This window comes from Amycolatopsis sp. WGS_07 (assembly GCF_045278895.1).
GTDB lineage: Bacteria > Actinomycetota > Actinomycetes > Mycobacteriales > Pseudonocardiaceae > Amycolatopsis.
Genome location: NZ_CP136053.1, coordinates 3,901,932 through 3,927,738, shown reverse-complemented (window position 1 = coordinate 3,927,738; position 25,807 = coordinate 3,901,932). Strand labels below are relative to the sequence as shown.

At 69.9% G+C, this 25,807-nt stretch carries 27 protein-coding genes; 17 read left to right on the top strand and 10 right to left on the bottom strand.

The features are described 5' to 3' along the window. Positions 1 to 8 precede the first annotated feature (8 nt). The gene (locus RPX00_RS18800) at positions 9 to 182 is read right to left on the bottom strand and encodes a hypothetical protein (RefSeq protein WP_378300495.1); all 174 of its coding nucleotides are present in this window, start codon (positions 180 to 182) and stop codon (positions 9 to 11) included. 46 nt (positions 183 to 228) lie between these two features. Here RPX00_RS18800 and RPX00_RS18795 point away from each other — a divergent pair, with 46 nt between their 5' ends. Genes RPX00_RS18795 through RPX00_RS18765 form a run of 7 tightly spaced genes read left to right on the top strand, consistent with a single transcriptional unit; the run spans position 229 to position 4,698 of the window. Then, a complete protein-coding gene (locus RPX00_RS18795; protein WP_406641008.1) occupies positions 229 to 978 on the top strand; it encodes a GNAT family N-acetyltransferase in 750 nt (249 codons plus the stop codon). Further along, positions 975 to 1,967 carry a 2-phospho-L-lactate transferase gene (cofD, locus tag RPX00_RS18790; RefSeq protein ID WP_406641006.1) on the top strand — a complete coding sequence of 331 codons (993 nt, stop codon included), beginning with the start codon at positions 975 to 977 and terminating at the stop codon, positions 1,965 to 1,967. The genes RPX00_RS18795 and cofD overlap by 4 nt, the downstream gene beginning before the upstream one ends. Further along, positions 1,903 to 3,297, top strand: coding sequence for a coenzyme F420-0:L-glutamate ligase (locus RPX00_RS18785; protein ID WP_406641004.1), 1,395 nt, complete (start codon positions 1,903 to 1,905; stop codon positions 3,295 to 3,297). Before cofD ends, RPX00_RS18785 begins: the two co-directional genes overlap by 65 nt. After that, complete coding sequence (locus RPX00_RS18780) at positions 3,294 to 3,821, top strand: NUDIX hydrolase (protein WP_406641002.1); 528 nt, start codon at positions 3,294 to 3,296, stop codon at positions 3,819 to 3,821. The genes RPX00_RS18785 and RPX00_RS18780 overlap by 4 nt, the downstream gene beginning before the upstream one ends. Positions 3,822 to 3,830: 9 nt before the next feature. After that, positions 3,831 to 3,977, top strand: coding sequence for an LPXTG cell wall anchor domain-containing protein (locus RPX00_RS18775; protein WP_093575833.1), 147 nt, complete (start codon positions 3,831 to 3,833; stop codon positions 3,975 to 3,977). After that, complete coding sequence (locus tag RPX00_RS18770) at positions 3,974 to 4,327, top strand: GntR family transcriptional regulator (RefSeq protein WP_406641000.1); 354 nt, start codon at positions 3,974 to 3,976, stop codon at positions 4,325 to 4,327. Before RPX00_RS18775 ends, RPX00_RS18770 begins: the two co-directional genes overlap by 4 nt. Before the next feature lie 59 nt (positions 4,328 to 4,386). Beyond that, complete coding sequence (locus tag RPX00_RS18765; protein WP_406640999.1) at positions 4,387 to 4,698, top strand: hypothetical protein; 312 nt, start codon at positions 4,387 to 4,389, stop codon at positions 4,696 to 4,698. Positions 4,699 to 4,896: 198 nt separating this feature from the next. Here the strand turns inward: RPX00_RS18765 and RPX00_RS18760 are convergent, their stop codons facing one another. Together RPX00_RS18760 and RPX00_RS18755 are read right to left on the bottom strand one after the other, a co-directional pair. After that, positions 4,897 to 5,790 carry a DNA-3-methyladenine glycosylase family protein gene (locus RPX00_RS18760; RefSeq protein WP_406640997.1) on the bottom strand — a complete coding sequence of 298 codons (894 nt, stop codon included), beginning with the start codon at positions 5,788 to 5,790 and terminating at the stop codon, positions 4,897 to 4,899. Then, the gene (locus tag RPX00_RS18755) at positions 5,790 to 6,869 is read right to left on the bottom strand and encodes a sugar phosphate nucleotidyltransferase (RefSeq protein ID WP_406640996.1); all 1,080 of its coding nucleotides are present in this window, start codon (positions 6,867 to 6,869) and stop codon (positions 5,790 to 5,792) included. The genes RPX00_RS18760 and RPX00_RS18755 overlap by 1 nt, the downstream gene beginning before the upstream one ends. Before the next feature lie 140 nt (positions 6,870 to 7,009). On the opposite strand from RPX00_RS18755, the gene RPX00_RS18750 reads away from it, so the two are divergent. Next, positions 7,010 to 7,489: a hypothetical protein gene (locus RPX00_RS18750; RefSeq protein ID WP_406640994.1), complete on the top strand. Its 480-nt coding sequence runs from the start codon at positions 7,010 to 7,012 to the stop codon at positions 7,487 to 7,489. Between the two features lie 249 nt (positions 7,490 to 7,738). Here the strand turns inward: RPX00_RS18750 and RPX00_RS18745 are convergent, their stop codons facing one another. Beyond that, complete coding sequence (locus tag RPX00_RS18745) at positions 7,739 to 8,602, bottom strand: glycosyltransferase family 2 protein (RefSeq protein WP_406640992.1); 864 nt, start codon at positions 8,600 to 8,602, stop codon at positions 7,739 to 7,741. Positions 8,603 to 8,672: 70 nt separating this feature from the next. After that, positions 8,673 to 9,308: a TetR/AcrR family transcriptional regulator gene (locus RPX00_RS18740; protein ID WP_406642994.1), complete on the bottom strand. Its 636-nt coding sequence runs from the start codon at positions 9,306 to 9,308 to the stop codon at positions 8,673 to 8,675. A 136-nt stretch (positions 9,309 to 9,444) separates the two neighbouring features. Between RPX00_RS18740 and RPX00_RS18735 the strand changes: the two genes are divergently transcribed. From RPX00_RS18735 to RPX00_RS18725, 3 genes are all read left to right on the top strand, one after another. Next, on the top strand, positions 9,445 to 10,077 hold the full coding sequence (locus tag RPX00_RS18735; RefSeq protein WP_406640990.1) for an SRPBCC family protein: 633 nt from the start codon (positions 9,445 to 9,447) through the stop codon (positions 10,075 to 10,077). A 388-nt stretch (positions 10,078 to 10,465) separates the two neighbouring features. Further along, complete coding sequence (locus RPX00_RS18730) at positions 10,466 to 10,795, top strand: hypothetical protein (RefSeq protein ID WP_406640989.1); 330 nt, start codon at positions 10,466 to 10,468, stop codon at positions 10,793 to 10,795. A gap of 45 nt (positions 10,796 to 10,840) precedes the next feature. Further along, positions 10,841 to 11,815, top strand: coding sequence for an amidohydrolase family protein (locus RPX00_RS18725; RefSeq protein ID WP_406640988.1), 975 nt, complete (start codon positions 10,841 to 10,843; stop codon positions 11,813 to 11,815). On the opposite strand, the gene RPX00_RS18720 is transcribed toward RPX00_RS18725, so the two are convergent. Both RPX00_RS18720 and RPX00_RS18715 read right to left on the bottom strand, forming a co-directional pair. Beyond that, a complete protein-coding gene (locus RPX00_RS18720) occupies positions 11,812 to 12,942 on the bottom strand; it encodes a glycosyltransferase family 4 protein (protein ID WP_406642992.1) in 1,131 nt (376 codons plus the stop codon). The two genes, RPX00_RS18725 and RPX00_RS18720, sit on opposite strands and share 4 nt — an antisense overlap. 522 nt (positions 12,943 to 13,464) lie before the next feature. Then, positions 13,465 to 14,550 (bottom strand): glycosyltransferase family 4 protein, encoded by a 1,086-nt coding sequence (locus RPX00_RS18715; protein ID WP_406640986.1) that lies wholly within the window; start codon positions 14,548 to 14,550, stop codon positions 13,465 to 13,467. Between the two features lie 18 nt (positions 14,551 to 14,568). Here RPX00_RS18715 and RPX00_RS18710 point away from each other — a divergent pair, with 18 nt between their 5' ends. The 3 genes from RPX00_RS18710 to RPX00_RS18700 are packed head-to-tail and all read left to right on the top strand — an operon-like array spanning position 14,569 to position 19,116. After that, positions 14,569 to 15,498 (top strand): glycosyltransferase family 2 protein, encoded by a 930-nt coding sequence (locus tag RPX00_RS18710; RefSeq protein ID WP_406640985.1) that lies wholly within the window; start codon positions 14,569 to 14,571, stop codon positions 15,496 to 15,498. A gap of 32 nt (positions 15,499 to 15,530) precedes the next feature. After that, positions 15,531 to 18,038, top strand: coding sequence for a glycosyltransferase (locus tag RPX00_RS18705; protein ID WP_406640983.1), 2,508 nt, complete (start codon positions 15,531 to 15,533; stop codon positions 18,036 to 18,038). After that, positions 18,031 to 19,116 (top strand): glycosyltransferase family 4 protein, encoded by a 1,086-nt coding sequence (locus tag RPX00_RS18700; protein WP_406640982.1) that lies wholly within the window; start codon positions 18,031 to 18,033, stop codon positions 19,114 to 19,116. The genes RPX00_RS18705 and RPX00_RS18700 overlap by 8 nt, the downstream gene beginning before the upstream one ends. Positions 19,117 to 19,474: 358 nt before the next feature. Here RPX00_RS18700 and rfbD read toward each other — a convergent pair whose 3' ends face one another. Next, on the bottom strand, positions 19,475 to 20,359 hold the full coding sequence (rfbD, locus tag RPX00_RS18695) for a dTDP-4-dehydrorhamnose reductase (protein ID WP_406640980.1): 885 nt from the start codon (positions 20,357 to 20,359) through the stop codon (positions 19,475 to 19,477). Positions 20,360 to 20,387: 28 nt separating this feature from the next. Continuing rightward, entirely contained in the window at positions 20,388 to 21,380 is a 993-nt protein-coding gene (rfbB, locus tag RPX00_RS18690; protein WP_406642991.1) for a dTDP-glucose 4,6-dehydratase, read from the bottom strand. A 117-nt stretch (positions 21,381 to 21,497) separates the two neighbouring features. Here rfbB and RPX00_RS18685 point away from each other — a divergent pair, with 117 nt between their 5' ends. The 3 genes from RPX00_RS18685 (at position 21,498) to RPX00_RS18675 (ending at position 25,272) form a co-directional block, all read left to right on the top strand. After that, on the top strand, positions 21,498 to 23,036 hold the full coding sequence (locus RPX00_RS18685) for an LCP family protein (protein ID WP_406640978.1): 1,539 nt from the start codon (positions 21,498 to 21,500) through the stop codon (positions 23,034 to 23,036). Positions 23,037 to 23,100: 64 nt separating this feature from the next. Further along, on the top strand, positions 23,101 to 24,546 hold the full coding sequence (locus RPX00_RS18680) for an LCP family protein (RefSeq protein ID WP_406640976.1): 1,446 nt from the start codon (positions 23,101 to 23,103) through the stop codon (positions 24,544 to 24,546). 21 nt (positions 24,547 to 24,567) lie between these two features. Continuing rightward, positions 24,568 to 25,272, top strand: coding sequence for a TIGR03089 family protein (locus tag RPX00_RS18675; protein WP_406640974.1), 705 nt, complete (start codon positions 24,568 to 24,570; stop codon positions 25,270 to 25,272). 34 nt (positions 25,273 to 25,306) lie between these two features. Here RPX00_RS18675 and RPX00_RS18670 read toward each other — a convergent pair whose 3' ends face one another. Next, positions 25,307 to 25,735 carry a DoxX family protein gene (locus RPX00_RS18670; protein ID WP_406640972.1) on the bottom strand — a complete coding sequence of 143 codons (429 nt, stop codon included), beginning with the start codon at positions 25,733 to 25,735 and terminating at the stop codon, positions 25,307 to 25,309. Between the last annotated feature and the right edge of the window lie 72 nt (positions 25,736 to 25,807).

Sequence of the window (25,807 nt, the reverse complement as noted above, 5' to 3'; positions counted from 1 at the left end):
CGGGCCGCTCAGCGATCGCGGCGACGCGGTTTCGGCGCGTCCCGGGCATCGCCGGTAATGGTGAAGGCGGGGCCGGCGGGTTTGCCGTCCTCGCGTTTCTCCTCGAGAGTCCGCTTGAACCCGTCGGCGATCTCGTCGACAAGCTCATCGTTGTGCCGGTCGTCCTTGCGCGCGTAGCTCATGGGTTCTCCTGCGGAACGGGACTGCTCTCTCCGTCACAATCTAACCGTGAACTCCCGGGAAAAGCTCGAAATCGTGTGTGCGAAAGCGTGGCAGGCGGTGGTCGAGGAGCCGCTCGGAGAATGGACTCTGCGCTGGGCGGACGGCTTCACCGGGCGCGCGAACAGCGCACTCGCCGTCGGCGACCCCGGCCGTCCGGTCCCGGACGCGCTCGAAGCCGTGTGTGACTTCGCCCACGCTCACGGCATTCCGCCCGCGGTCCAGGTGCTGGAAGACAGCGAACTGGAGCGCGAGGTGGCCGCGGCGGGCTGGCGCGAGCAAGTCGAGCACGCCGCCGGGTACCGGGTGTCGGTACTGACCGGTCCGCTGCCGTCCGGCCCCTCGCGCGGCGCCGAGGTCCTCGACCAGGCGACGCCGGAATGGTGGGACCTGACCGAGAACACCACCGCGCCGAGTTCCGCCCAGCGGCACGTCGTGACCACCGGGAAGGTCGGCTACGGCGTCGTGCAGGCCGACGGCGTCACCGCGGGCGCGGTGCGCGGCGCGATCGTGGACGACTGGCTGCACGTCGCCCGTCTCGCGGTCGCGCCGGAGTTCCGCCGCCGCGGACTGGCCACCACGGTCCTGCACGCGCTCGCCGGCTGGGGCCGCGCACACGGCGCCGGCAAGTGGGTCCTGCAGGTGGCGGTGAGCAACACCGGCGCGCTGGCGCTGTATTCCGCGCTCGGCTGTTCGGAGCACCACAGGTACCGGTACTGGGGCCCGGCGACGCGAACGTGCGAGGATCGCCAGTCGTGAAGATCGTCGTACTGGTTGGCGGAGTGGGCGGCGCCCGCTTCCTGCTCGGGGTCAAGACCGCACTCGGACTGCCCGCGATCGGCGCGGGCGAGTCCCCGCACGAGATCACCGCGCTGGTCAACACCGGCGACGACGTGTGGATGCACGGCCTGCGCATCTGCCCGGATCTCGACACCTGCATGTACACCCTCGGCGGCGGTATCGACACCGAACGCGGCTGGGGCCACGCGGGCGAGACCTGGACGGTCAAGGAGGAACTCGCCGCTTACGGCGCGGAGCCGACCTGGTTCGGGCTCGGCGACAAGGACATCGCGACGCACCTGATCCGGTCGCGGATGCTGCGCGCGGGCTACCCGCTGTCCCAGGTCACCGAGGCGCTGTGCGACCGCTGGCAGCCCGGTGTGCGGCTGCTGCCGATGTCGGACGACCGGGTCGAGACGCACGTCGTGATCGACGACCCGGACCAGCCCGACCAGCAGAAGGCCGTGCACTTCCAGGAGTGGTGGGTGCGCTACCGGGCGGGCGTGCCCGCGCATTCGATCGTCGCGGTCGGCAACGACGAGGCCAAGCCCGGCCCCGGTGTGCTGGCGGCGCTGGCCGAGGCGGACGTCGTGCTGTTCGCGCCGTCGAACCCGGTCGTCTCGGTCGGCACGACGCTCGGGGTGCCCGGGGTGCGCGACGCGCTGCGGAAGTCGCCCGCGAAGGTCGTCGGGGTGTCGCCGATCATCGGCGGGAAAGCGTTGCGCGGCATGGCCGACGCGTGCCTCACCGCGATCGGCGTGGAGACCTCGGCGGAGGCGGTCGGCCGGCACTACGGCGCGCGTTCCGACGGCGGCGTGCTCGACGGCTGGCTCGTCGCGCCGGAGGATCACGAGGTCACGGTGCCCGGCGTGGACGTGCGCGCGGTGCCGCTGCTGATGTCCGATGTGGACGCGACGGCGGACATGGTCCGCGCGGCGCTCGACGTGGCTGGAGTCTCTCTTGACTGATCACGCTTCCGAGAAGATCGAGATCCTGCCGGTCCCCGGGCTGCCGGAATTCCGTCCCGGCGACGACCTGACCGGCGCGATCGTGTCCGCCGCGCCGTGGCTGCGCTCCGGTGACGTGGTGGTGGTGACGAGCAAGGCTTTCTCGAAGATCGAGGGACGGCTCGTGCGCGTGCCGAGCGATCCCAAAGCGCGCGACGCGGCCCGGCGCAAGCTGATCCAGGAAGAATCGGTGCGCGTGGTCGCCCGGATCGCGCGCACGTTGATCACCGAGAACAACCTGGGCATCGTGCAGGCGGCGGCCGGGATCGACGCGTCGAACGTGCGCGGCGACGAGGTGGCGCTGCTGCCCGCGGACCCGGACGCGTCCGCTTTGGCGCTGCGCAACGGTTTGCGGGAACGGCTGGGCGTCGAGGTGGCCGTGGTCGTCACCGACACCATGGGCCGGGCCTGGCGCGTCGGCCAGACGGACGCCGCGATCGGCGCGTCCGGCCTGCGCGTGCTGCACGGGTACGCCGGACAGGTCGATTCGCAGGGAAACGAGCTGGCTGTTACGGAAATCGCGGTCGCGGACGAGATCGCCGCCGCCGCGGACCTGGTGAAGGGCAAGCTCGGCGGACTGCCGGTGGCGGTCGTGCGCGGACTGCAGATCCACGACGACGGGACCACCGCGCGCGACCTGGTGCGTCCCGTCGACGAAGACCTCTTTCGGTTGGGCACCAACGAATCCATCGCGCAGGGCCGCCGGGAAGCCGTACCGCACCGGCGTTCCGTCCGGCAGTTCAGCGACGAGCCGGTCGACCCCGAGGTCATGCGCCGCGCCGTCGCCGCCGCGCTCACCGCGCCCGCGCCGCACCACACGCACCCCGTGCGTTTTCTCTGGCTGCGCGACGAAGGCTTGCGCCGCAAACTCCTCGACGCGATGCGCGCCTCCTGGGAAGCCGACCTGACCAGCGACGGCTTCACCCAGGAGCAGATCGCGAAACGCCTGTCCCGCGGCGACATTCTCTACCGCGCCCCGGAACTGGTGATCCCGTTCCTGGTGCCCGAAGGCGCGCACACCTACCGCGACGACCGGCGAAACCGCCACGAACGCACCATGTTCACCGTCGCCGGCGGCGCCGCCGTGCAGGGTCTGCTGGTCGCGCTGGCCGCCGAAGACCTCGGCTCGTGCTGGATCGGCTCGACCATCTTCGCCGCCGACCTGGTCCGGTCCACTTTGGACCTGGACGACCAGTGGCACCCGCTCGGCGCGGTCGCCATCGGCCACCCGGCCGAGCCCGCTCCCCCGCGCGGACCGCTCACCACCGGCGATTGGCTGATCGAACGATGACCCTGCACGAATCCGCCGTCACCGAACTGACCGAATGGAAGCCCCCGTCGTCGGCACAAGAGTCGCTGCGGCAAGCGTTTCTCGGTTTCCTGGCGTCGCGTTCGGACACGTGCCAGCGCTCCTGCGAAGCCGGGCACCTGACCGCGTCCGCCGTGGTCCTCGACTCGACCGGCACGCAGGTCCTGCTGACCCTGCACCCCCGCGTCGGCCGCTGGCTGCAGCTCGGCGGGCACTGCGAACCGTCCGACGCGTCGCTGTCCGAAGCCGCCCTGCGCGAGGCGACCGAGGAATCCGGCATCCACGGCCTGACGATCGGCGAAACGCCAGTACACCTGGACGTCCACCCGATCACCTGCTCGCTCGGCCTCCCCACGCGGCACTTCGACGTCCGTTACGCGGTCCACGCACCGCCCGGCGCGGAACCCGTGCGCAGCGAAGAGTCCGACGACCTGCGCTGGTGGCCGGTCGACGCACTGCCCGCCGGTTCGGAAGACCTGGCCGACCTGATCGCGGCGGCCCGTTAACCTGACCCCATGGACCTGGCGCGGCCGCACCTGCACCCAGGCGACACCGGCGTCGCCATCAGCGGTTGGGTGGTGCTGATCGGCTTCGCGGTAGCGTTCGCGCTGCTGGCGCTGGGTATCGTGGTCAGCATCCGACGGAAACGGCGGCAACGATGAGCATCACCTACGACCCGGCGTCCCCCGTTCCGCCGTTCGAACAGGTCCGGACCTCGCTGGCCAACCAGATCAACGACGGCACCCTCGCGGTCGGCACCAAACTCCCGACAGTGCGCGGACTGGCCGCAGAACTGGGCATCGCCCCGAACACGGTGGCGCGCGCGTACCGCGAACTCGAGGAAGCCGGACTGCTGGAAACCCGAGGCAGAGCAGGCACTTTCGTCGGCGCGACCGGCGACGAGACACTGTCCCGAGCCCAAGCCGCCGCGGCGACGTACGCCGAGGTGATCCGGGGGCTGGGCTTGTCCGCGGAACAAGGCATCGCGATCGCGACGGCTGCCCTGCGCTGAGCGCGGCGAGGAATTAGCATCGGCCTCCTGACTCTGTGCCCGAGCCGATTGGGAAACCCATGCTGAGCTACGTCCTGCCCGGGGCGCTGATCCTGCTGCTGGCGGTCATTCTGGTCCTGAAATTCACGGTGGGACGGCCGAAGCAGCCGCCACAGGCCGGGCCGTATCCGGGTGCGCCTGGTTCGCAGCCGCAGGGTCCGTACCCGCCGCAGCAGTACCCGCCACAGGGCCAGTACCCGCCCGGCGCTCCGCAGCCTGGCGCTCCGCAGCAGTACCCGCCGCAGCCTGGCCAGCAGTACCCGAACGCCCCGCAACCACCCGGTGCCCAGCACCCGCCGCAGGACCCGCAGAACCCGTACCCGCCGCGCTGACTCACTTCGCCCGGCAGGCCCCGCATCGGCCGCTTTGAACTCACGCCCGACGGCCGCGTCGACTCACACCGCCCAGCAGCCCAAGCCCCGCACCGACCAGCCCCTGCCGCCCCGAATCACGCCCCACCCGCGTCGGCTCACCCCGACCGGGCAACCCACCGCCCAACCCCCGGGGCCCACGCAAGCCCCGCACCGACCTCACATCGCCCGGTAATCCCGCAACTCGATCCGCGGCCCGAACCTCGGCCGCCGCGCCCCGGCCGCGCCCAGATACCGGATCGCGCGCTGCCGCTGCGGTGCGTACGGTGCCAGCACCCGCGCCATCTCCTCGTCGTCGATCTTCCGGCCGAGCAGCGTGTGGCCGACCATCGCCGGGATGTTGTAGTCGCCGAAACTGACCGCGTCCGGGTCGCCCCACGCGCGCTGGGCGATCTCCGCCGCCGTCCACACGCCGATGCCCCGCACCTTCCGCAGCCGCGCCCGTCCCTCGGCCCCGCGCAGCCGCACCGCTTCCTCCAGCCGCGGTGCCACCCGGGCCGCTTCGAGCAAAGCCGTGCGGCGCTTGAGATCCACGCCGATCTTGTGCCAGTTCCAGTCCACAATGGACCGAATAGCGTCCGGATCCGGCGGCACCCGAAGGAAATGCGGACCCGGCCCCGGAGCGCGCGTGCCGAACCACCGGCACAGCTCCGCCCACGACCGGATCGCCTCCTTGCCGCTCACCTTCTGCTCCAGCACCGCCAGCACCAGCGCGTCCCACACCCGCCCGGTCGACCCGAGCCGCAACCCCGGCGTGGTGCGGCGGGCTTCGGCGATCACGTCGTGGTGGGCGACGAATCCGGTGTCGTCATCGTCCGCGCCGAGCAGCGCGGGCACGCCGCCGAGCAGGAAATCCGCGCCGTCGCCCCAAGCCTCGGCCTCGACGACCCCGTCCGCCCGGTGCAGGAGCGCCAGCGTTCCCTTGCCGCCGGGGGTGTTCGCGGCCAGCCACCAGACCCCGCGGTCGCGCCGGAAGTTGAGCGATCCGCGCCCACGGCTCAGCGGACCCAGCACCTGTGCCAGATCCACTGGAAACCCCGGACGCCACTCCATCACGCGTCGCTCGAAAACCGGATGCCGCCGTCCGGCACCGCAACGCCCGGCCAGATCCGGACGCCGTCCAGCAGTTCGCAGCCGGCCCCCACCGACGCGCCGTCGCCGAGCACCACGCCGCGCAGCACCGCACCCTCGCCCACCCGCGCTCCGCGGCCCAGCACCGAATTCTCCACAACAGCGTCCGGACCGATCACCGCGTCGTCGAACACCACCGAGCCGGACACCGTCGCCCCCCGCTCCACGACAGCTCGCGCGCCGATCGTCGTACCGCCGGTGAGCTTGGCCTCGGCAGCGACGGAAGCCGCGTCCAGCACCAGAAAGTCGCCGGTCGGCCCGGTCAGCGCCGAGGTAGGCGCGACGCCGCGGACCAAATCGGCACTGCCGCGCACGAACGCTTCCGGGGTGCCGACGTCGAGCCAGTACGAAGAATCGACAAAGCCATGCAGGTGCGCACCGTTTTCGAGGAGCCCGGGGAACGTCTCGCGCTCGACCGACACCCGCCGCCCGGCCGGGATCGTCTCGATCACCGGACGGCGGAAGACGTAGCAGCCGGCGTTGATCTGGTCGGTCGGCGGGTTCGGCGTCTTCTCCAGGAAGGCGGTGACGCGCCCGTCGGGGTCGGTCGGCACCGAGCCGAACCGGCTCGGGTCGGGGACGCGCTGGAGGTGCAGCGTCACGTCCGCGCCGGAGTCGAGGTGCGTGCGCAGCTGGGCGTGCAGGTCGGCCCCGGAGAGGATGTCGCCGTTGAAGACGATCGCGTGGTCGGCGCGCAGCCGGTCGTAGACGTTGCGGATGGCGCCGCCGGTGTCGAGCGGCTCGTCCTCCACCACGTACTCGAGGTCCAGCCCGTGCGCGGACCCGTCGCCGAAGTACTCCTCGAACACCTCGGCCCGGTACGACGTGCCGAGCACCACGTGCCGGATCCCGGCCGCGCGAATGCGGGAGAACAGGTGGCTCAGGTAGGGGGTGCCTGCTGTCGGCAGCATCGGCTTCGGCGCGGACAGCGTGAGCGGGCGCAGCCGCGTGCCCTGGCCGCCGACCAGTACGACGGCGTCGACCTCGACCTCGGACGTCACAGAAATCTCCTTTGTATCACGCACCGCTGAGCGACAAGCCGCGGGAAACGTGGGCGGCGCGGGCCCCGAGGGCCTACCCTAGACAGGAAACAGGCGGGCCTTTCCCTAGAGGCCCCGGGTCAGTCGGGAGGCCGAGGGGAATGGACCCCCGCGATCGCGCGGACGCTTTGCTCGCACGCGCACGATCCCGCGGCGCCTTCGTGGTGACGCCGGACAACATGACGTCTCCGATGGATTCCTCCAGCACCCAGCAGATCTCCAGAGCGGTGGTCTCCGGGCTGGACCCCGACACCACGACGCAGCTGCCCGCGTCGCTGATCGAAGAAAACGACCATCCGCTGGCGGGCGGCGCGCAAACCCAGCCGTCCCCGCATCCGCTGGCCCAGCCCACGCCGACCCGTCCGCTCGAGGTCCCGGGCCCGCAGAACACCGTGCCGCAGCCGACGGTCCCGAAACCGGCGGGCCCGCAGACGACGACGCCGCTGGTCCCGCGCCCGCAGGCGAAACCGGTCTCGAGCCCGCTGAAGGAACCGGCCGAGGAAGAGATGACCGGCCTGGTCCCGACGGTCAAGCAGACCAACGGCCGCTCCAACCTGTCCCGGCGGCTCGACGGCCTGTGATCTGACCGGGGGTCTCTCCCGGCCCGGGCCTGGGGAGATTTCCCGTGCGGGAGTTTGACTCTCCCGCGAGCGATTCTTTACGAGCGCAAAGTGTTGGGACGCCGAGCATCCGGGCGGCCTCCGGGGCAAGCGAGTTGCCCGGGTGTTCTCGAAACGGCCACCCGCGAGACAGCTGGCCGGGGGCTGCTCACCCCGACAGTCCTTTCCGGACTTCCGGTCCCGGCCGCAGGTTCGTTGCCACCCGCGGGCTCAGCCTTTGCGAGTCTCCAGCTTCACCCGCAGCGCCAGTCCGAGCTTCACCGCCGCCAGCACCGGTTTCCACAGCAGCCCCTGGTGCCGGTCGGCGAGGTAGCGGTAGGCGCTCGCGTGGTGGGCGCGCAGCATCTTCGCCGACGCGCGCGCCGTCGAGTGGCCGCCGATGTGCATCACGCTCGACGACGGGGCGTAGACGTTCTGCCAGCCCGCCTTCGCGAGCCGGTCGCCGAGGTCGACGTCCTCGAAGTACATGAAGTAGCGCGTGTCGAAACCGCCGACGGAGTCGAACGCCTCGCGCCGGAAGAGCTGGCAGGAGCCCGACAGCCAGCCGGACGTGCGCTCGGCGGGCGCGGCGTTCTCCTGGCGGTATTCGCGGGTCCACGGGTTGCCCGGCCAGATCTTGCCGAACACGGCGTGCCCGATCCCGCGCCCGAACGACGGCAGCAGCCGCGCGGACGGGTAGACGGTCCCGTCGAGGTCGTGGATCAGCGGCCCGAACGCGGCCCCGCGCGGCCAGCGCTCGGCGACCTCGAGGAGCGCGTCGAGCGAACCGGGCTCCCATTCGAGGTCCGGGTTGACCACGACGACCCAGCCGTAGCTGTCGTCGAGCGCCGCGACGCCGCGGTTGGCGGCCGTTCCGTAGCCGACGTTCTCGCCGATGCTGACGAGCGTCACGTTCTCGCGCTCGGCAGCTTTCTCCGGAGCGCCGTCGGTGGACGCGTTGTCGGCGACGACGACCCGCACCTCGCGGTCGGTCGCCTTGTCGAGCGTGTCGAGGAACTTCTCGAGCGTTTCGCCGGGGAAGTACGTCACGGTCACGACACCGACGCGGTCACCATACGTGCGCTGCTCAGTCACGGCGCCATTGTCCACTGCTCACGGACGGCTACGTCAGCCCACCAACCCAGTCACCCGCAGTGACTCTCATTCACGCCCGCAACTCGGCCAGCTCGTCGTCGATCATCAGGCCCGGATCGAACTTCATCCCCTCGAAGTGGCCGGCCAGTTCGAGGGACAGCACTCCGTGCAGCCGGGTCCAGAAGGACAGCGCGCGCCGCAACGCGCTGGTCGCGATGGCATCGCCCTCCACCCATTCGCGGTGGCTTTCCAGGTGCACGTGGAACGACGTCGGCCGCTCCGGTTCGGCACTCCCCGAGCCCGCCTTGACCAGGACTTCCATCACCTCGTTGGAGATCGCCGTGGTGTCCGGCGGAGCGTGATAGCCGGGCACTGGCGTGCCGTAGAGGAGGAAGTAGCGCTGCGGATCGGCCTTCGCCCAGTCCCGGATGACGTGCGCCAGCCCGAGCAGGTCGGCCCCGGAATCGGCGGCCGCCCGGACGGTGTCGGCGAGGCTGCGGTACGCGTCCCGGATCAACGCGGTGATCAGCTCGTCCCGGCCGCGGAAGTACCGGTACAGCGCGGGCACGGTCATGCTCATCCGCTTGGCGATCGCGGTCAGCGACAACGCGGGCAGCCCCGCCTCGGCGATCTGCGCCCACGCGTGCCGCTTGATCTCCTCGCGCACCTGCTCGCGGTAACGCTCCCGCGGTGCCTGTTCGGTCATCGGCCCTTCCCCTTCGTTCACTCCCTTCAGGGTAGTTAATCCCCTTCACTTCCGCTATTGACCTTCACTTCCGTGAACCGGTAGCGTCACCTTCACTGAAGTTAATGGGCTTAACTACCGCTAAGGGAGTTCACGAATGTTCAGCACCTTGACCCGCCGCAGCCTGCGCACCACCCTGCTCGCCCTCCCGATCGCCGCCGGACTGCTGGGCACCGCCGCCCCAGCCCAAGCCGCGTCCGCGCTTCCGGCCGGTTCCCTGACCTGCCAAGGAAAAGGCATCGATCCGGCCGCCAAGCTCCATCACCGCACGGAAACCTTCATCAAGGCCCCGCTGAGCACCGTGTGGCGGCTGCACACCGACGTCGAAAGCTGGCCACGCTGGCAAAAGCCCGTCACCAGCATGAAGCGCCTCGATCCGGGCCGGCTGCACCCCGGTTCGCGGTTCCGCTGGACCACCCCCGCGCCGGCCACGCCCTCGACACCCGCCACGACGCTCGTCATCACGTCGACCGTCCACCAGCTCAAGCCCGGCCAGTGCATCCGCTGGTCCGGCCCGGCGATCGGCCAGGGTCTGCGGATCGACAACGGAACGCACGTCTGGAATTTCGTCCCGGCGCGGGGCGGAGTCGTCGTCCGCACCGAAGAAAGCTGGACCGGCCAGCAACTCGAAGCCGACCCGGCGACCTCGATCACCTACCTGGCCCCAGGACTGGACCTCTGGCTCGCCGATTTGAAGGCGGCCGCCGAATCCCGCTCCTGTCACCACTGAGAACCAGCAGCGTCACGGAGAGGCGGGCCGATTCCGCCGTCGCGGGACCCGCACTGGGCTCGCCCGCCTCACTACCGGCCCCCCGAGCAGATTCCTGCCGCCGAACCGCTGACCCTGCGAACAGATCACCCCAAACCCACCCGGCACGAATGCCAGGATCTCAAGCCGCGCGTCCCGGACTGCCATTAACCGTCCACAAAGGACTCATTTGCCTCCGGAATGCCCGATTGACGCGTAGCTGGCCGTGCGCACAGATCGCGCTCCTGACGCCCGCACTGGGCCCGGCAAGAGCCGCGCCGACCCGCCACATCGACGGGCGCACCTCGAACCGCACCCCCGGCACCGCTTTACCGCAAGTCCCCACCCCACCCAGCAAAGGAGAAATCCCATGACCTCACCCCGAGTTTCGCTGCCCGTTCTGATCACCGCCTGGTCCGTCCCCGCTCTCGTCCTCGGGCAGTTCGCATTGCTCTCCGGCATCCCACTCGCCGCACTGCTTATCTCCAGCTTCCGCAATTCCCAGCCGCCCGCCTTGCGCTGGTGGTCCGCCGGGCTGGCCGCGGTCTACTTCGGAGTCCTCGCACTCTGGCTGGCAAACCCGGAAAGCGCGCCCAGTTTGTCTAAATCCATGAATCCGGCAGTCACCGGGTTTTTCGTCGCGAGCGGAGTCGTGGTCGCTATCGCACATCACGTCCGTAAAACGCCGAAAGTCCGTTAAGGGAAACTGGTAATCTGAAACCCACCAGCCCTAAAGAGGAGGCCGATGAAAACCATCGCCATCGAGGAGCACTGGACCACTCCCGGCATCGACCGGATGCTGCGCACCGAATCCGGCGACCCGAGCATCGCCCACAACGACCGGGACGACCTCCCCGAGCGGCTGTTCGACATCGGCGACCAGCGCGTCGCCTGGATGGACGAGGCGGGCATCGACGTCCAGATCCTCTCGCTCGCGCCGCCGGGAACACACGGATGTCCTGCGCCGCAAGGCATCGCGTTGAGCCGCGAGGCGAACGATCTCGTCAGCGAGGCGGTCGCGAAGCACCCCGGCCGCTTCCGGGCCATGACCGCGCTGCCGATGTCCGATCCGGACGCGGCGGTCGCCGAACTGCAGCGGACCGCCAACGATCCGGCGCACGTCGGGATCATGTCGTACGGCCGCAGCGGCGAGCGTCCGCTCGACGATCCGGCGTACGACGAGGTGCTCGGCGCCGCCGCCGCGCTCGGGCGGCCGGTGTTCGTCCATCCGCAGATTCCGCCGGAGCCGGTCCGGAAGGCTTCGTACAGCGGTTTCGAGCCGGATCTCGCCCTCGGACTGGCCACCTACGGCCTCGGCTGGCACTACGAGGCCGGGCTCGCCGTCATCCGGCTGATCCTGCGCGGAACGTTCGACCGCCACCCGGAACTGCAGGTCGTCCTCGGCCACTGGGGCGAGGTGGTCCTATTCGCACTCGACCGCATCGACAGCCTGTCGCACACGGCCACGCATCTCGAACGCCGCGTTTCCGAGTATTTCCGCACTAACATCCACCTGGCGACCAGCGGAATGCTCTTCCCGCGAATGCTGCGCACCGCACTCGAATACACCTCGGCCGATCGCATCCTGCTGTCCGGCGATTACCCGTTCCATCGCCCCGGATCGGCAGCCATCACGGAATTCCTGAAAGAATTGCCCAACGAGGAAGACCGGGAAAAGATCGCGCACGCCAACGCCGAAGCCCTTTACGGCCTCAGCTAACGATTGCGCAAATGCTGATGCCAGGCTTTCCCGTAAGCCTCGCGGTGCCGATCCGCCGTTGTCGTCCACGAGAATTCCTTGGCGCGCCGCTGCGCCGCGGAAGCGAGCACTGAACGACGCGACGGATCGGCCAGCAATTCCGTCAACGCGGCGGCGACATCGCCAGCCCCGACGCCGCAGTACGCCACCGCGTCGCCGCCGACTTCCGGCAGGGAAAGCCGGCGCGTGGTCAGCACCGCGGCACCGCAGGCCATCGCTTCGAGGACGGGCAGTCCGAAACCTTCGCCGAGGCTCGGGTACGCCACAAGTTCCGCGCCGCCAAGGAATCCGGCAAGCGTGCCGAACGGCAGGTAGCCAGCGCGGATCACGCGCAGCCGGTGCGGCACCGCGTCCAGCGCGCGTTCCACCTGGGTGTCCCAGCCGGGCTGGCCGGCGAGCACGAGCGCCGGGGCGTCCCGCTGCCCGGCGACCGCGCGGGCGTAACCGCGGATCAGCGCGGGCACGTTCTTGCGAGGTTCGAGCGCGCCGAGGAACGCGATGTACGGCGTCGAGCCGAGCCCCACCGCCGCCCGCGCCGCCGCGACCTCCTCCGGCGCCGGCGGATGAAATCGTTCGCTGTCGACGCCGTGATGGATGATCTCCAACTCCGCGCGCCGCACCGGGCTCACCCGCGCCAGCTCTACCGCTGTCGCGTGACTGGGAACTACGCAGAGTGTCGCCCGGCGCAGCGCGGTGGTGGTCCAAGCGCGGAAGAACCGGGCCTTCACCGACGAGTGCAGAACCGCGTCGGTGAAGAAGGTCGCGTCGTGCAGCGTGACCACCGAAGCGGCCGGGCTGGCGAGCGGCATCGTGTAGTGCGGCGAGTGCACGACGTCGGCGGCGAGCCGGCGCACGAGCCGCGGCAGGGTGGCTTGCTCCCAGGTCAGCCGAGCGGTGCGCGTCGAGGTCGCGGGCGATGCGGCGACGATCCGGGACCCAGGCGCGAGCTGGCCGTACAGCGGCAGGTCACGCGGCTGGCAGACGACCGTCAGCCGGGCCCCGTCCTGGTCGAGCGCGCCGACGAGCGAGTCCACGTATCGGCCGACCCCGCCCCGATCCGCGGGCACCGCGGTCGCGTCGATCAGCACACGGGGATCACCGGTCACGAGTGCAGCGTACGGCGATCACCCACCGCACAGGTCAGGAACCGGCAAACTGCCGCCAACTCCGGGCCCGGCCACCCTCGCCCACCTGCGCTCACCCGTCTGGGTTCACCCGACCGTGTCATGTCGATCGCTGCCTGAACCCGCCGACCCGACTACTCTCCGGCCGCCACTTCACCTGCCAGCGCTGCCACCGACGCTCGATCCCGCCCGACCGCCGACCTCGACCCCGCCGCCAGCTCGACCGCCGACACTCGACCCCGCCCAACCGCCGAACTCGGCCATGGCCCACCGCCAGTGCGGCCACTGACGCACGGCTCACACCGCCTCGGCCGCAGGTTATCGCCAGGTGAACCGCCGCGAGCCCGCCGCCAGTTCGGCCACGCCCCGGCCACCCGCTCGACCGCCAATGCGCGGCTCGCACCGCCTCATCCGCAGGCCACCGCAACCTCAACCGCGAACCAGCCACCAGCGAAACCACCGCCCCGCCCCAGCAGCAACCCACCGTCAACCAGACCGCCGATGCGCAGCCCAAACCGCCTCCGCCGCCGCCCGCCAGGTGAACGTCCGGGCCCGCTCCCGCCCCAGTTTCGACAGCTCCGCGGCCTTATCCGGCGACAGCAGCACCTCCCGCAGCGCCCTCGCCAGCGCGTCCGCGTCGCCGCGTGGCACCACCAGCCCAGCTCCGCCGGACACCTCCACCAGCGCCGGGACGTCCGTGTGCACCACCGGCACCCCGATCGCCATCGCCTCCAGCAGTGGCAGGCCAAAACCCTCGGCCAGGCTCGGCACCGCCAGCACGCTCGCGCCGCGCATCGCGGTCGCCAGCTGTGCGTCGGTCACCTTTCCCAGCACCCGCACCGATTTCAGGCCTCGATCAGCGGCCAGCCGCACCGGGTCGATTCCGCCCCAGCCGGGCTGGCCGGCCAGCACCAGACCGACGTCGCCGACCTCGTCCGTGCCGTCCAGCTGGGCTACCGCGTCGATCAGCACGTCCATGCCCTTGCGCGGTTCGATCGTCCCGACCGCCAGCACGTACCGCGACGGCAGATCGAGCTGAGCGGCCCCCTCCGGCACGGTCACCCCGTGCGGCACGACCCGCACCGGGACGGCGACGTCCAGCAGCACCGCCAGCTCGTCGGCGACCGCGCGCGTCGGCACGATCAGGCCGGACGAGCGACGCGCCGCTCGCGCGATCATCGACCGGTGCCAGCTGACGCCGCGCGCGGTCAGGGTCTCCGGATGCGTCCACGGCACGGTGTCATGCACGGTGACGGTGAGTGTTCGCCCGGCCGGGGCACGGGGCGGCGCGAACGGGGTCGGCGCATGCACCGCGTCACCGCCTGGCCACCACCGCAGACCCAGCTGCCACAGCGCGACCAGCGCCCGAGGCGGCAGCGGCAGCACCCGCGGACCCTCGACGCCCTCGATCCGGGCCGCGGAGACGTCCGCGTGCCGCGCGACCACGCTGGACACGGTCCAGCCGGGCGGCGCGGTGCGGGCGAGCGCGGGCAGCAGTTCGGCGGTGTACCGGCCGGTGCCACCCGGAACGGGGGCGAGCAGTTGCTCGGCGATCACGACCAGTTCGGGCACGCCGCTATTCTCTCGCAGGTGACCAGCGCGGAATCCGGCACCACCGTCGTCGTGGTGACCTGGCGGGGAGCGGACCACCTCACCGGCTGCCTCGACGCGCTCGCCGCCCAGAGCCGTCCACATAGGACAGTTGTCGTGGACAACGCCTCAACCGACGGCACCGCAACGATTCTGGCCGAACATCCCAGCCGTCCGGAGGTGCTCCGGCTGCGCCGCAACACCGGGTACGCCGGTGCGATGGCCCACGTTCTCGACCGCATCGACACCCCGCGCGTCGCCTGGCTCAACGACGACGCCGCCCCCGAGCCAGACTGGCTCGCCACCCTCGAAGACACCCTCGACAGCCAGCCGCTCGCCGCCGCCGTCACGTCGCGGCTCGAACTGCCCGACGGCAGCACGCAGTCGATCGGAGTCCGACTCACCGCCGACGGCCACGGCGCTGACCTCACCGAACCCAGCGACGAGGTCTTCGGCTTCTGCGGCGGTGCCGCGCTGCTGCGTACCGAGTCCGTCCGCGCGGTCGGCGGGGTTCCGGCGAGCTTCTTCTGTTACTACGAGGACACCGACACCGCGTGGCGGCTGCGGCTGGCCGGATGGCACGTCGTCGCCGAGCCGAAAGCGCGGGTCCAGCACCTGCACGGAGCCAGCACGAACCCCGGTTCACCCCTGTTTCACCGCTGGAACGAACGCAACCGGCTGCTCATGCTGCTGCGCTGCGCACCCGCCGGAGTCGCGGTCCGCGAGCTGGCCCGCTTCGCCGCGATTACCGCTTTGCTGCCGCTGCGCGGGCACCGTCCGGACGCGGCGAACTTCGATCCGGCACTGCGCCTCAGGGTGCTGGCCGAGGTCGTCCTCCGGCTCCCCCGCACGCTGCGGGAACGCGGCCGGGTCGGCCGGATCTCGGCGCTGGGCCGAGGCGCGATCTGGGAAGCCTGGGCTGGCCTTTAAGCTGGGCGGAAATTCGACGGAGGAGCTTCGCAGTGGGGGACCCGCAACCGCTCGTCTCGGTGATCGTGGTGAATTACCGCGGCGCCGACGACACCATCACCTGCCTGCGGGCGCTGCACGCCGACCTGGATTACGCGAATGTCGAGCTGATCTGTGTCGACAACGCGTCCGGCGGCGACGACGTGGCGCGCATCCGGGCCGCCGTGCCCGACGTGCAGCTCATCGAATCGCCGGTCAACACCGGGTTCGCCGGCGGCTGCAACCTCGGCGCGAAGCACGCGAACGGCACGGTCCTCGGCTTCCTCAACAACGACGCGCGCCCCGACCCGGCCTGGGTCTCGGCGGCGGTCGCCGAGCTGCGCGCGCAGCCGACCGTCGCCGCGGTCGCGAGCAAGGTCCTCGACTGGGACGGCACCGGCACCGATTTCGTGGACGCGGGTCTGACCTGGTTCGGCATGGGCTACAAACGGCACGCCGGCAGCCCGCTCGCCGACGTGCCCGAGGCCGAACACGACGTCGCCAAGGACGTCCTCTTCGGCACCGGCTCGGCGATGTTCGTGCGCGCCTCGGTGTTCGCCGAACTGGACGGCTTCGACGAGCGCTTCTTCATGTTCTACGAGGACGTCGACCTCGGCTGGCGGCTCAACCTGCGCGGCTGGCGCGTCCGCTACGTGCCGGAATCGCTCACCTACCACCGTCATCACGGCACCATGGCCGCTGTCGACGCACCGGACACCGGCCGCGAGACGTTCCTGCTGGAGCGCAACGCGCTGGCCGCGCTGTACAAGAACCTCTCCGACGAATCGCTGGCCCGCGCGCTCCCCGCGGCGCTCGCGCTGGCCGTCCGCCGGGCGACCGCGCGCGGTGGCATCGATCCGGAGCAGCTCAACCTGGAGAAGGGCGTCGGCCCGGTCGACACCTCCGAGGTCGGGGTCCCGCGCACCACGCTCGCCGGGGTGCTCGCGGTGGACCGGTTCGTGGAGATGATGCCGTCGCTGGCCGAGTCGCGGGCGGTGGAGCAAGCCGCGCGCGTGCGCACCGACGCCGACCTGCTTCCCTTGCTGCGCAAGGCACTTGAGCCCGCTTACCCGCTGCCGGACTACCTGCGCGCGCACGAAATCCTCGTCGAGGCGTTCGGCATCGAGGACGTGTTCGGGCAGCGGCGCAAGATCCTCGTGCTGACCGGCGACTCGATCACCGAGCGGATGGCCGGCCCGGCGATCCGGGCGTGGAACATCGCCTCGACGCTGTCCGCCGAGCACGACGTGCACCTCATGACCACCAATCCGCTGGTCTCGCCGCCGCCCGCGGCCTTCCAGGTCAGCTCGGGCAAGCACCGCGATCTCGACGGCCCCATCGAATGGGCGGACGTCGTGATCCTGCAGGGCCACGTGCTGGAGCTGGCTCCGTCGCTGAAGAAGCAGCACGAGAACAAGATCGTGGTCGCCGACGTTTACGACCCGATGCACCTGGAGCTGCTCGAACAGGGCAAGGACGCCCCCGACGACCAGCGCGCGCTCGACCTGGCGGGCGTCACCCGCGTCCTCGACGCCCAGCTGGAACGCGCCGATTTCTTCCTCTGCGCCTCGGAACGCCAGCGGCATTTCTGGCTCGGCCACCTAGCCGCGCTCGGCCGGTTGTCGCCCCGCCTTTACGACGCCGACCCGACCACCCAGTCGCTGCTCGCCGTCGTGCCGTTCGGCCTCTCCCCCCAAGCCCCGACGCGCACCGGCCCGGGTCTGCGCTCCGCGCTGGGCATCGGCGAATCGGACCGCGTCGTGCTGTGGGCAGGCGGGGTTTACAGCTGGTTCGACCCGCTGACCCTGATCCACGCCTTCGACCTGCTGCGCCACCGCCACGACGACGCCCGTCTCGTGTTCCTCGGCATGAAACACCCGAACCCCGAGGTCGCCGAGATGGACATCGGCGCCCGGACGATCCGGCTCGCGGATTCACTGGGCCTGACGGACAAAAACGTATTCTTCAACGAGCAGTGGGTCCCGTATTCGGACCGCCAGAATTGGCTGTTGGATGCCGACTGCGGGGTCACCACGCATTACGAACACGTCGAAACGACTTTCGCCTTCCGCACCCGAGTGCTCGATTACCTGTGGGCCGGTTTACCCATCGTGACAACGGACGGGGACGCGTTCGCCGACCTGGTCCGCGCGGAGAACCTCGGCGTCGTCGTACCCGCCGAGGATGCCGAAGCTTTGGCGGACGCACTGGAGAAGTCGTTGTACGACCGGGAATTCGCCGACGCTTGCGTCGAGAGGATCCGAGTGGTCGCGCAGCGGTACGCCTGGCCGGAGGCACTGAAACCGCTGGTGGAGTTCTGCCGCAACCCGCGCCCGGCCGCCGACCGTTTGCCCGGCGGCGCGGATCTCACGGTCAGCGACCCAGTACGCGGAACCGCGATGGTGCGGCGCGATTTGGCCCTGGTACGCGAATATCTCGCCGCCGGCGGACCAGGCGAGTTGGCACGGCGGGCAGCCGGGCGGGTCACGAAGGTGGCCCGGGAGCGGTTGCGCCGTGGCTGATCGTCCGCTGCGCGTCCTGCTAGACGGCACCCCTCTGCTCGGCTCCCGGACCGGGATCGGCCGGTACACGGCGGCGCTGAGCGAAGAACTGGCTTCGATGTCCGAAGTAGACCTTCGCGCAGTAGCGTTTACCTTGCGGGGCTGGCGGAAACTGCGGCATGTATTACCGCATGGCGTGCAAGCACGAGGAATGCCAGTATCGGCACGGCTCCTCCGAGCGACTTGGCTGCGGACCCAACTGCCTCCGGTGGAGCTATTCGCCGGACCGACGGATGTCGTTCACGGCACCAACTTCGTCCTCCCCGGCCGACTCCGCGCCGCTGGCGTCTTGACCATTCACGACCTGGCTTTCATCGACGCCCCACAGGAACTCGCCCACTCAGACCGGACCCTGCCCGAACTAGTCCGGCGCGGCGCTCACCGAGCAAATGTCATCTGCACCCCGACTGAGGCCGTCGCGGATTCTGTCGCGGAGAAACTGGACGTCGACCGCTCCAAGATCATCGCGACTCCCCTGGGCGTGAACCCGGCCTGGTTCACCGCACGACCACCGGACGACGGGGTGCGAGCGAAGCTCCGACTGCCGGATAAATACCTGCTGTTCGCCGGTGCCGCTGGCCCGCGCAAGGGCTTGGACTGGCTGGCCACCGCCCACGCCGCCGCCCCCGACCTACCACCGTTGGTCTTCGCTGGCCCCGGCCCATTCCCTCGGTTGCCACGCTCTGGCCAGACTGGATATCTGTCCGATGTGGACCTACGCACGGTCGTCGCAGGTGCCGCCGCCCTGGTCCTCCCGTCCCGAGACGAAGGCTTCGGCTTGCCAGTCCTGGAAGCAATGGCCTCAGACGTCCCCGTCGTCTGCACCGACATCCCGGCACTACGCGAGGTAGCCGGAGACTGCGCCACCCTAGTCCCCTACGACGACGTAGACGGCCTAGCGAACGCACTCCGCCAAGCGGTCATCGACCCCCACGGCATCGCAACCTCCACCGCAAGGCGAACCCACGCAGCAAGCTTCACCTGGCACAACACCGCCCTACGCACGCTAGATGCGTACCGGCAGGCGACAGAGTCCTAAAACAGGAACGCACAAGCACAAGCAAGCAAGCAACCACCCAGACCCCCCGCAACCCCGATCCCCGCCAAGCACGCGGTCTGGGGTGCTTTGTCAAGGTACTCTTTCCCGCCTTGACAAAGCACCCCAGACCGTAGTGACAATTAAAGGATCGGGGTGGGGGTCCCCTCTCAAGGAAACCCGGCGAAGCCGGGAAAGACCCGGCGGAGCCGGAAAAGCCCCGAGAAAGGCACCCCCGAGCCATAAGTGTGACTACGGTCTGGGTCGGCTTGTCAAGGCTGGAAAGAGTACCTTGACAAGCCGACCCAGACCGTGTTTTGGCTTCGTATCGGGGGTGGGGAGGGGCTGGGCGTTTCTCTAGTTATGCGGTTAGGTACGAGTTTAAAGCCGCGCGCCAATCCCTCAGTGGAGTTAGTCCGGCGTCTCGCCAGGAAGCGTTGGAGAGTAAAGAGTAGGCGGGGCGGGGGGCTGGGCGGGGGAACTCTTCGGTGGTGCAGGGTTTGACCCTGGTGGGGTCTGCGCCGATCTCCTCAAAGATTGCGCGGGCGAAGCCGTACCAGGACGTCTCACCGGCACCGGTGCAGTGCAGGACCTTCCCCGCCGGGCCTCGGTCAGAAGCGACTGCCTCGGCTAGCTCCCAAAGGCCGCAGGCCAGATCCGCCGACCAGGTCGGCGCGCCAACCTGATCGTCCACAACGGACAGCTCATCCCGTTCAGACTCCAACCGTCGAATGGTCTCGACGAAGTTGGATCCGCCCTTCCCGTAAACCCAACTGGTCCGCACCACCCAAGCCGAAGCCCCGGATCCAAGGACCGCATCTTCCCCGGCGGCCTTAGTCCGTCCATAAGCGTTACGAGGCCCGAGAGCGTCATCCACCTCGTACGGCCGATCCCCATCCCCAGGAAAGACATAATCCGTGGAGACATGAATCAACGGCACCCGACGCGAAGTGCAAGCCGCCGCCAGCACCCGTGGCCCGTCCACATTCACCGCGAACGCCCGAGCCTCATCAGACTCCGCCGCATCGACCGCCGTATAAGCGGCCGCGTTGATCACCACCGGCGTCGCACCGGCAGCGGCAGCCCGCTCAGCCAACTCTCCGACCGCGCTGATCACCTGGCCGGTGGCCGTGATGTCCAGGTCAGCCGACGAAGGGGCGAGCACCTCCGTCCCGGAGCCCGCGGTATTCACCAGGTCCCGGCCCAGCTGACCGGAACCGCCGGGCACGAGCACTGCCAGCCGCACCGGCGTACCTCCTACTACGACAAGGGTTTCAGGACGTGCCGAGCGCGGCGCGGGCCTTCAGCGGCTCCCACCACGCCCGGTTGTCGGCGTACCAGCGCACGGTCTCCGCCAACCCGTCCTCGAACGACACCCGCGGAGCGTAACCGAGTTCACCGCTGATCTTCGCGATGTCGACCGAGTACCGCCGGTCGTGGCCCTTCCGGTCGGTCACTGGTTCGACCATTTCCCAGCCGACTCCGGCCGCGGCGAGCAGGCGTTCGGTCAGTTCCCGGTTGGTCAGTTCGGTGCCGCCGCCGATGTTGTAGATCTCGCCGGGGCGGCCGCCGTCGGCGACCAGCTGGATTCCGTGGCAGTGGTCGTCCACGTGCAGCCAGTCGCGGACGTTCAGACCATCGCCGTAGAGCGGAACTTTCTTGCCGTCCAGCAGGTTCGTCGCGAAGAGCGGGATGACCTTCTCCGGGAACTGGTACGGGCCGTAGTTGTTCGAGCACCGCGTGACGCACACCGGAAGGCCGTGCGTGCGGAAGTACGAGCGGGCGATCAGATCCGACGAGGCCTTCGACGCCGAGTACGGCGAATTCGGCTCCAGTACGTGGTCTTCCGACCACGAACCGTCCTGGATGGACCCGTAGACCTCGTCCGTCGAGACGTGCACGAACTTCCCGACCTGCGCTTCCAGCGCGGCCTGCAACAGGGTCTGGGTGCCGAGCACGTTGGTGAGCACGAAGTCCGCCGAGCCGAGGATCGATCGGTCCACATGGGACTCCGCGGCGAAGTGGACGACCAGGTCGACGCCGTGCATCAGCTCGGTGACCTGTGCGGTGTCGCAGATGTCGCCGCGCACGAAGCGCAGCCGCGGGCTGTCGGCGACCGGGGCCAGGTTGGCCTCGTTGCCCGCGTAGGTGAGCTTGTCGAGCACCACGACCTCGGCGTCGGCCAGCGTCGGGTACGCCCCCGACAGCACCTGCCGCACATAGTGCGAACCGATGAACCCGGCACCGCCCGTGACCAGGACCCGCATCCTCATCCACCCTTCCGCCCGACCGGGCATTCTCGCCCCCAGCCTACGGGTGGCTCACAGATGAGTCGGTAGAGTTCGGAAAAGCGCGAAATGCGCGGGGCATCCTGGGGAGGAACAGTGGCCGAATGGCCGGGGACACCGCTGCCGGTGCACCGCGGTCGCGGCGTGCTCGTCGTGTTGCGGCGGAGCGGGAAGATCGCGCTGTCCGTCGTGTCGGTGATCGTGCTGGCGCTGACCTGGTACGGCTGGCAGTTCATCGGCGATCCGCAGTCCGGGTTCTCCACCACGGCGATCTTCGGCGAGCAGCAGCCGCACGCGAAACCGCTCGACGGGGCCATCGACATCCTCCTGGTCGGGCAGGACAGCCGCACCGACGCGCAGGGCAACCCGCTGCCCCGCGAGGTGCTCGACATGCTGCACGCCGGCGAGTCCGACGGCGAGAAGCAGACCGACACGATGATCCTCGTGCACATCCCGCAGAACGGGGAGCACGCGATCGCGATCTCCTTCCCCCGCGACTCCTACGTCGAGATCACCGGCGGCTTCGGCAAGCACAAGCTCAACAGCGCGTACGTCTACGCCTACAACGACACCGCCAAGTCGCTGCAGGCCAAGGGCAACGCCGACCTCAAGGACGTCGACGAGAAAGCCAAGCTCGCCGGCCGCAAGAACCTGGTCGCGACGCTGGAGAAGTTCATCGGCAAACCGGGCATGATCGACCGCTACGCCGAGGTGAACCTGTCCAGCTTCTACGAGGTCACGAAGGCCATCGGCGGCGTGCAGGTGTGCCTCAACCACGCGGTGCAGGAAAAGAAGTCGGGCGTCAACCTGCCCGCCGGGAAGCAGTCCGTCGAGGGCGTGCAGGCGCTCGCGTTCGTCCGGCAGCGCTACGGCCTGCCCAACGGCGACCTCGACCGGATCGGGCGCCAGCAGGCGTTCCTGTCCGGGCTCGCGAGCAAGGTGCTCTCGTCCGAGGTGCTGGCCAACCCGGTCCGGATCGCGCAGCTCATCGAGGCGGTGAAGAAGTCCGTGGTGCTGTCCGTGGGCTGGGACCTCGCCGAGTTCGTCGACCAGATGCGCGGGCTGACCGGCGGCAACGTCGAGTTCCACACCATCCCCACCGAGGGCAACGCGGTCATGGGCGGCGCGGACGTGCTGCGCGTCGACCAGGCGAAGGTCCGTGCCGAGATCGACCGGCTGACCTCCGACGGCAGCGCGCCGCCCGCCAGCGACGCCCCGGTGCCCGGGGCCGAAAAGGTCACCGTCGAACTGTTCGACGGCTCCGGTTCGGGTGCCGCCGATCAGCTGCGGAGCCTGTTGCAGGGCAAGGGTTTCCAGCTCGGCACGAGCACGAAGCTGTCCACCCGCTCGACCACCGTGCTGCGCTACCACCCGTCCGACGAGGCCGCCGCCGACCTGGTCCGGCAAGCCCTCGGCGGCACCGCGCAGGCCGAGCCGGACTCCGACGTCGCCGCCGGGCACGTCCGGGTGATTCTCGGCAAGGACGCCAAGGACACGCCCGGAGCGTCGCCCACGACCTCCTCCGCCCCGCCTGCGGCACCGCCCTCGTCCACGCAGTCCGGATCGCCGCAGTCCGGGCCGTCGAACTCACCCGCGCCGCCGATCACGGCGGGCGATGTCCCCTGCGTCAACTAGAGTCGGGCACCCAGCGTGGCGGCGCACTGCTGGCCGTACGCTGGTGAGCGGGGAGGTAGCCGGGGTGAGCGAGAACCAGGACAAACCGGACCGGACGGCGGATTCCGCCGACAGTCCGGCGGTTTCCGACGCCTCGGGCCGTGAATCCGACGGAACGGCGGGGCCGAAGCACGCCGCCGCTGAGCCGGCTGCCGAATCGGCTGCCGAGGAAGTGGCCGAGGACACCTCCGCCGAGGAGACCGAGCCGGTTACCGAGGGCGACGAAGGTGTCGCGAAGGAAGCCACTTCCGAGTGGAAGCCCTCCCCGCACCCGCGCGTCGAACTCCCCCAGCCCTCGAACCCCGCGCCGCCGCCGGAGCCGGAACCAGCGCGTCGCACGGGCCGGGTCACCCGGATCACCCGCCGCATCGCGCTCGGCCTGGTTTCGCTGATCGCGCTGGGCGGGACCGGCTACGCGTACGTCACCACGGACAAGCTCCAGGACAACGTCCCCACCACCGACGTCCTCACGCCGCGCGCGGGCGAACCGCCTGCCCCGCCCGCCGACGACGGCGGCACCGACATCCTGCTCGTCGGCAGCGACGCGCGCACCGACATGCAGGGCAACCCGCTGCCGCTGAGCATGCTGAAGTCGTTGCGCACCGAGGAAAAAGCCGGCATCAACACCGACACCGTCATCCTGCTGCGGATCCCGAAGAACGGCGGCAAGGCGTCCGCGGTGTCGATCCCGCGGGACAGCTGGGTCGACGTGCCGGGCCGCGGCAAAGCGAAGATCAACTCCGCGTACGGCGTCGCCAAGGCACGCGCCGAGCAGGAGGAACGCGCCCAAGGCGAGCACGACCAGGCGAAGCTCGCCCGCGATTCGGACGCCGCCGGACGGCGGGCATTGGTTCAGACCGTGCAGGACCTCACCCAGGCCCGCATCGACCACTACGCCGAGGTCAACCTGCTCGGGTTCTACCTGATCACCGAGGCCGTCGGCGGCGTGCCGGTGTGCCTCAACCACGCGACGTCGGACAAGGACTCCGGCGCGAACTTCCGCCGCGGCGTGCAGACGGTGAGCGGCGGCGAGGCGCTGTCCTTCGTGCGCCAGCGCAAGAACCTGCCGAACGGCGACCTCGACCGGATCAAGCGGCAGCAGGCGTTCCTGTCCTCGGCGCTGCGCAAGGTGCTGTCGGCGGGCACGCTCACCAATCAGTCGACGCTCAACAGCCTGATGGACGCGGTGCACCGGTCGTTCGTGCTCGACGACAGCCTCGACGTGCTCGAGTTCGCCCAGCAGGTCAAGGGCATCGCGTCCGGCGACCTGACCTTCGCGACGATCCCGGTGATCACCACGAACGGCCGCAGCGAGGACGGGCAAAGCATCGTGGAGGTCGATCCGGCGGCGGTGCAGAAGTTCGTCGCGGGGCTGGCCGGACGGGACGGCTCCGGGGGCGGTGGCGCGGCGGCCGGGGCGGTCCCGCAGGGCCTGGACTCCGGACTCCCGGGCGTGCCCTGCGTCGACTGACGCCGCGGCTAGCCTGAACGCATGAGTCTCACCGAGCAGCTGCTGCGCCCGCTCCTGGCCTCGCCGGCGAAACCGCTGGTCACGCACTACGACGACCGGCTCGGCAGCCGGGTCGAGCTGTCCGTGGCGACGATGCAGAACTGGGCCGCGAAGACGGCGAACTGGCTGGTCGACGAGTTCGACGTGGAGCCGGGCGACGCCGTCGCGGTGCGGCTGCCCGCGCACTGGCAGACCGCGGGCGTGCTGCTCGGCGCGTGGTGGTGCGGGGCGCACGTGGTCGCGGAGCCGGACGGCGCGCGGGTGGTATTCACCAGCCCGGACGAAGAGATCGCCGCCCCGGCCGTCGCGGTGGTATCGCTCGACCCGATGGGCCGCGGCCTGTCGACGCCGCCGTCCGGCGGAGCGCTCGACTACCTCGTCGAGGCGCGGATGTCCGGCGACCAGTTCGTCCCGATGCAGCCGATCCCCGGCGACACCCCGGCGCTCGGATCCTCCACTGTGGATGAAGTGTGGGCGGAAGCCACTGCCCGCGCGGCGAAACTCGGCCTGACCGCCGCCGACCGCGTGTTGTCCACGATGGACTGGACGGTGCCGGACGGCGTACTGGACGGCTTGCTCGTTCCGCTCGCCGCCAGCGCGCACCTGGTCCAGGTCACCAACGCGGATCCGGCGAAACTGCCCGCCCGCCGCGAGGCCGAAAAGACCACCGCAGACCTGACCGCGTGAGTGCTGACCGCGGTGTCAGCACTCACCGCGGCGCTCAGGCGTTCTGCAGTTCGTTCGCGCCCTGGCGACGACGCCAGAACAGCACGTGGTCCAGCGACAGCCGGCCGCCGTTGAAGCCCAGCGCCAGCGCGGTGAGGCCGAGCACCAGCACCAGCTCGTAGCCGCCTTCGCCGGTGAGGCCGTTCGCCGCGTGGACCGAGATCAGCGCGCCGGCCATGTTGATCGCGTAGCCGATGGCGACCACCGGCAGCAGGAAGCCCACGACGAACGCGATCGACCCGAGCAGTTCGAGCACGATCACGAGGAACGCGGAGACACTCGGCAGCGGGATGCCGATCTGGCTGAACATGTCGGCGGTCGCACCCACGCCGCTGTTCCATTTCTGCAGGCCGTGGGCGAAGAACACCACCGCGATGCCGATCCGGCCGAGCAGCAGCGCGACGTCCTTGACTCGAGTCAACATGGAGACAGCTCCCGATAGGTGAAAATTCAACTGACCCGGCCCACGGTAAGGCACTGAACACCGGCGCGGGGG

Excerpts from the sequence above, each read along its gene's own strand:
- RPX00_RS18785 (WP_406641004.1), top strand. The coding sequence starts at position 1,903 with ATGTGGACGCGACGGCGGACATGGTCCGCGCGGCGCTCGACGTGGCTG.
- RPX00_RS18775 (WP_093575833.1), top strand. The coding sequence starts at position 3,831 with ATGGACCTGGCGCGGCCGCACCTGCACCCAGGCGACACCGGCGTCGCC.
- rfbB (WP_406642991.1), bottom strand. The coding sequence starts at position 21,380 with ATGCGGGTCCTGGTCACGGGCGGTGCCGGGTTCATCGGTTCGCACTAT.
- RPX00_RS18740 (WP_406642994.1), bottom strand. The coding sequence starts at position 9,308 with ATGACCGAACAGGCACCGCGGGAGCGTTACCGCGAGCAGGTGCGCGAG.
- RPX00_RS18735 (WP_406640990.1), top strand. The coding sequence starts at position 9,445 with ATGTTCAGCACCTTGACCCGCCGCAGCCTGCGCACCACCCTGCTCGCC.
- RPX00_RS18670 (WP_406640972.1), bottom strand. The coding sequence starts at position 25,735 with ATGTTGACTCGAGTCAAGGACGTCGCGCTGCTGCTCGGCCGGATCGGC.
- RPX00_RS18675 (WP_406640974.1), top strand. The coding sequence starts at position 24,568 with ATGAGTCTCACCGAGCAGCTGCTGCGCCCGCTCCTGGCCTCGCCGGCG.
- RPX00_RS18750 (WP_406640994.1), top strand. The coding sequence starts at position 7,010 with ATGGACCCCCGCGATCGCGCGGACGCTTTGCTCGCACGCGCACGATCC.
- RPX00_RS18770 (WP_406641000.1), top strand. The coding sequence starts at position 3,974 with ATGAGCATCACCTACGACCCGGCGTCCCCCGTTCCGCCGTTCGAACAG.
- RPX00_RS18725 (WP_406640988.1), top strand. The coding sequence starts at position 10,841 with ATGAAAACCATCGCCATCGAGGAGCACTGGACCACTCCCGGCATCGAC.
- RPX00_RS18780 (WP_406641002.1), top strand. The coding sequence starts at position 3,294 with ATGACCCTGCACGAATCCGCCGTCACCGAACTGACCGAATGGAAGCCC.
- RPX00_RS18765 (WP_406640999.1), top strand. The coding sequence starts at position 4,387 with ATGCTGAGCTACGTCCTGCCCGGGGCGCTGATCCTGCTGCTGGCGGTC.
- RPX00_RS18730 (WP_406640989.1), top strand. The coding sequence starts at position 10,466 with ATGACCTCACCCCGAGTTTCGCTGCCCGTTCTGATCACCGCCTGGTCC.
- RPX00_RS18760 (WP_406640997.1), bottom strand. The coding sequence starts at position 5,790 with ATGGAGTGGCGTCCGGGGTTTCCAGTGGATCTGGCACAGGTGCTGGGT.
- RPX00_RS18800 (WP_378300495.1), bottom strand. The coding sequence starts at position 182 with ATGAGCTACGCGCGCAAGGACGACCGGCACAACGATGAGCTTGTCGAC.